At 29.8% G+C, this 5031-nt stretch carries 3 protein-coding genes and 1 pseudogene; all 4 read left to right on the top strand.

Features of this window, described 5'->3' with window-relative positions; genetic code table 11:
• Positions 1-218, top strand: a pseudogene (locus HMPREF2782_RS03090) (recombinase TnpX); the annotation flags it as partial.
• A gap of 127 nt (positions 219-345) precedes the next feature.
• Positions 346-942 carry a TetR/AcrR family transcriptional regulator gene (locus HMPREF2782_RS03085; RefSeq protein WP_070640794.1) on the top strand — a complete coding sequence of 199 codons (597 nt, stop codon included), beginning with the start codon at positions 346-348 and terminating at the stop codon, positions 940-942.
• Positions 943-965: 23 nt separating this feature from the next.
• Positions 966-3440 carry a PEP/pyruvate-binding domain-containing protein gene (locus tag HMPREF2782_RS03080; RefSeq protein ID WP_070640792.1) on the top strand — a complete coding sequence of 825 codons (2475 nt, stop codon included), beginning with the start codon at positions 966-968 and terminating at the stop codon, positions 3438-3440.
• Position 3441: 1 nt separating this feature from the next.
• A complete protein-coding gene (locus tag HMPREF2782_RS03075) occupies positions 3442-4818 on the top strand; it encodes an MATE family efflux transporter (protein WP_070640790.1) in 1377 nt (458 codons plus the stop codon).
• Positions 4819-5031: the final 213 nt, after the last annotated feature.

Here is a 5031-nt window from a genome sequence, read left to right as displayed (position 1 = left end):
AAGAAGAACGATCAAAACTTGAGGAAGAAGAAAGAAAAATCAAGGAAAGAAAAGACAAATTACATCAAAATTATCTAAAGAGAAAAGCAAGCGGAAAACAGAAAGAGTATGAAAAAAAATATAAGGCAAGAAGGGAGCAAAAGAAACAGGAGAAATTAAAGGTTTTGAAAAGGGGAGGGATACCGGTATGTGAAATGCAGAACATTTTAATTGAATAATATATCTCAGAAGTCAATGAATAAAAAATAAAATATTCATTGACTTCTATGTTTGCTGGGGTTATAATATCTATGAATAAAAAATGAAATATTCATAAAAGTATTTATAATATTTAGGAGGCTTAAAATGGCAAAAGCATTTACAGAAGAAGAGAAGATTAAAATAAAAGAAGATATTATAGAAACGGCTCTTGATTTATTTCATGATAAAGGGACAAAATCACTTAGCATTTCGGAATTGACAAAAAGAGTCGGAATCGCTCAAGGGAGTTTCTATAATTTTTGGAAAGATAAAGAATCTCTTGTCATTGATTTAATGGCATATAGATCAATACAAAAATTGGAGAACATTGAAAAAGAATTTTCAAATTCACTTACGAATCCTAAAAAATTCCTTTCAGAGGTAATTTTTAAGTATTCAATAGACATGACTGAGAAAATTAGAAATCAGCAAATTTATCAAGAGGCATTTAGAATATTTGCGAGTCAAGATTCAAAGAAAGTGAATAGAGTAGAAAATCTATATGGGGATTTTTTGGATAGGTTAATAGATTATTGGTACAAAAACAAAGTAGTAAAAAGCGTAGATAAGCAAGGTTTATCAAATGCCTTTGTTGGAAGCTTTGTTTTATGTTCAAATTATTTCCATTTTAATGAAGATACATTTGAGGAAGTACTTAATATTTATATACAAAGCATTGTTTTTAAATATATAGAAATTTAATTGTAAAAAGGAAGGTGATATAAATGATTCTGGATTTTAATGAGATAAAAAAGGAAGATGTATTAATTGTTGGAGGTAAGGGAGCTAATCTTGGAGAAATGACTTCGGCTAAAATAAATGTTCCAAGTGGTTTTGTTATAACAGCAGACGCATATAGAGATTTTTTAAAAGTAAATGCTATTGATACTATCATTAAAAATGGAATTAAAAAATCAGCAGATGATGAAAAAATACTTCTAAATGAAGCTGAGCATTTTAGAGGAAAGATAAAGTCTGGGAAATTTCCTGAGCAATTGGAAAATGCAATAAGAGAAAAATATTTTAATCTTGGAAATAATACAAGAGTTGCAGTGCGTTCTTCAGCAACGGCAGAAGATTTACCGGATGCCAGTTTTGCAGGGCAACAAGAAACTTATTTAAATGTTCAAGGTATTGAAAGTGTATTAAATGGGGTGCGTAATTGTTATGCTTCACTTTGGGGGAATAGAGCTGTAAGCTATAGATTTCATCAAGGTTATGATCAAACTTCAGTTTCTATTGCAGTTGTTATTCAAGAAATGATAGAGAGTGAAAAATCAGGAGTTTTATTTACTGTAAACCCAGTAAACAAAAAAGAAAATGAGATACAAATAAATGCAAGCTTTGGTTTAGGAGAAAGCGTTGTAAGCGGAAGAGTTACAGCGGATAGCTACATTATTGACAAATCAGGAAATATAATCGAAGTAAATATTGGAAGTAAGGAAACTCAGATTATATACGGGGATAAGGAAACTGTTGAAGTATCGGTAAACTCTGATAAAAGAAAAACTCGTGCATTAAATGATAGAGAAATACTTGAACTTATGAAGTGCGGTTTAGAGATTGAAAAACACTATGGTATGCCTATGGATATTGAATGGGCTATCAAAAATGATATTGTCTATATTTTACAAGCGAGAGCGATTACCACATTAAAAAATTCCAAGAATGATATAACTGACAATGATTTAATAGAGAAGTATATAAAGGGTAAAAAAATCAAAAAGGATACACAAGAAGTAATGTCATTCTTTTTAGAAAAAATGCCTTTTGCACATAGAGTTCTTGATTTCGATTATTTGATGGCAATTAATGATCAGAAAGTAAACATTTTGTCAGAAGGTGGAATTATTTTACCAAGAAATCCAATTATAGATGATGATGGTATACAAACTTTTTCTGATGACGGAAAGCGAATTGGAAAGAATATTTTTAAATTTTTTAATATTTTAAAGAACATGAAAGATTTTGAGTTCTGTTTTAAGAAGTGCAAAGATTTTATGAATATATATGAAGTTGAAATAGAAGAAATCAAGCACTTAAATTTTGAAAATATGACATTAACGGAGTGTGGAAATTTTTTAGAAGAAAGTTATGTTCTTTTGCAAAAGCTTGCTTATGATAGATTCAAATATGCATTATTTCCATCAGTTTTAAATAGCAAGAAATTTACCAAAATAATAAAAAAAGTAAATAGCAATTATTCATCATTTGATTTTTATTGGGACTTAGATAATAAAACATCAGTGGTTACAAATGATGTCTATAAAATGGCTCGTGAGATAAGAAAAAATGAAGCTTTAAAAAAAGCAATAATTTCCGGAGATAATTTTAAGGAATTATATAAAAAGTATAATGATTTTAAGAATATATCAGATGAGTTTATGAAAAATAATGGTTTTAAATCTGATTATAATTGTTATTGTTTATCTGCAAAAACATTTCTTGAGGATCCTGATAGGCTGATAAATATATTACGACCTATATTAAATGAAAATAGTAATGAAAGTAACGATATAAAGGATTTTTCTAAGCTTATGGAGAGCGTAAAGGAAATCTATGGTAGAAAGTATCAGGATGTAGAAAAACAGATAAAATATTTTAGATATTTTCATGTGGTTCGTGAAGAAAGTCAATATTTGTGGGAAACACTATTTTATTATGTGAGAAAGTGTGTTAAAAGAATTAACTTTATACTCTTGGGTGATGAAAACATAGAAACTGGAGTGGCTAATCTTTTTCATAAAGAACTGTTGGAAGTAATTAACAGAGGTAATTTAAATGAATCAGATAAGGAAAAAATAAATAGGAGAAACGAAAAATTTCCTTTAGCAGTAAAAGTTTGGGAAGCTTCAAAGTTATTGATTTTTAAAACAGATGGTGATGTCTTAAAAGGAGTAAGCGGAAGCACTGGCATTGCAGTTGGAAAGGTGTGTTTAATAAATAGTCCCAAAGAATTTTATAAAATGAAAAAAGGAGATATATTAGTTTGTCATCTTACAGATCCTGAATGGACTCCATTATTTAAGCTGGCAAGTGCTGTTGTGGCAGATACAGGTTCTGCTTTGAGCCATGCTGCAATTGTTGCAAGAGAATATAATATACCGGCAGTTCTTGGAGTTGGTTTTGCAACTACCAAATTCAAAGATGGGGATATGATTCAAGTAGACGGTAATAAAGGTGTAGTTAGAGGTTTGTAGTATGAACTCAAGTAATAATAAAAAAGAATTGAAAAGAAAAGCCATTTTAAACGATAATCTTCTGCCATTATTAGTGAAAACTTCTATTCCTACCATTATAGGTATGCTTGTCATGGTAATTTATAATCTGACTGATACATTTTTTGTCGGTATTTTAAATAATAAATCCATGACAGCTGCTATCGGTATCGTGTTTAGCTTTATGAGTTTTATTCAAGCTATTGGATTTTGGTTTGGGTATGGAAGTGGAAACATAATGTCAAAAAAAATTGGAGAAAATGAAGAAAGAGAAGCAGAAATTATATCGTCTATTGGAATTCTCTTTGCTATTGTCATTGGTATTTTAATAGCTATTTTATCATGGTTTTTTGTTTTACCGCTGTCAAAATTTATAGGTGGAAGTGCTTCTGAAAGTTTGTTGAATTTTACAGTACAGTATCTAAAGGTGATTATTGTCAGCATACCATTTGGTCTTTATTCTATTACTCTTTACAATCAATTAAGACTTTGTGGGAATGTGAAAGATGGAATGATAGGATTATTGATAGGAATGGTTGTCAATATGGTTTTGGATCCTGTATTGATGTTTGGGTTTAAATTCGGCTTTATTGGAGCTGGATATGCAACATTGATAGGACAAATTACAGGTTGCATCGTATTAACGAATTTATCAGAAAAAAATGGAAATACTGCTGTTGATTTAAAAAAAGTAAGAATAAATAAAGATAGAGTATATCATATTCTGGCAGGAGGAATGCCTAATTTTTCAAGACAATTTATCACAAGTATCGCTTTAATTTTACTGAATGTTGTAGCCGCAAAATACGGTGATGGTGTTATAGCAGCATTAACAATAAGCTCAAGGATATTAGCATTAGCATATATGATAATGATAGGCTGGGGTCAGGGTTTTCAGCCTATCTGTGCGATGAATTACGGGGCAAAGCAATATGATAGAGTTAAAAAGGCTTTTAAATTTGCAGTAACAGGAGGTACTTTATTTTTAATTATAGCGGCTATTTTGTTATATGTTTTTTCTGAACCGCTTATTAGAACAATGTCAAATGATAATGAAGTTATTTTAGCCGGTACAGAGATACTGCGTATTCAATGTATTACAATGCCACTTTTAGGATACTTTGCGATTAGTAGTATGCTAATGCAAAATATTGGACAATATTTTTGGGCATCAATAATTTCAATTTCACGACAAGGAATATTTTATATTCCGTTATTGTATACTTTATCAAATATATTTGGGCAATTTGGAATATATTTGCTTCAACCAGTGGCAGATGTTTTGTCATTTGGTTTAGCTGTTATCTTAGTTAGGAAAATAAAATTTGCTAATGATAAATGCAAAAAAGATGGCATTTAAAGTTTATAAAAGATTTATTTAGGAGGGAAAAATATGTAGCTAAGTAATGGAGGGATAAATAATGGGAACACTAAATTCTGTTAGTCACATAAGATACATTTATCCTTTTTTATGGTTGGGATTACTTACACATAGCAATAACTCTTTATCGAAACCAACAAAATAATAAATCATATAAAACATTAGTTTTTAAGCCGAGAGGACTTTTTACGT

Origin of the sequence: Anaerococcus sp. HMSC068A02, from assembly GCF_001811125.1 — a bacterium.
Lineage (GTDB): Bacteria > Bacillota > Clostridia > Tissierellales > Peptoniphilaceae > Anaerococcus > Anaerococcus vaginalis_C.
Note: the sequence above shows the minus strand (reverse complement) of the source record. Positions and strands in the feature narration are given on the sequence as shown.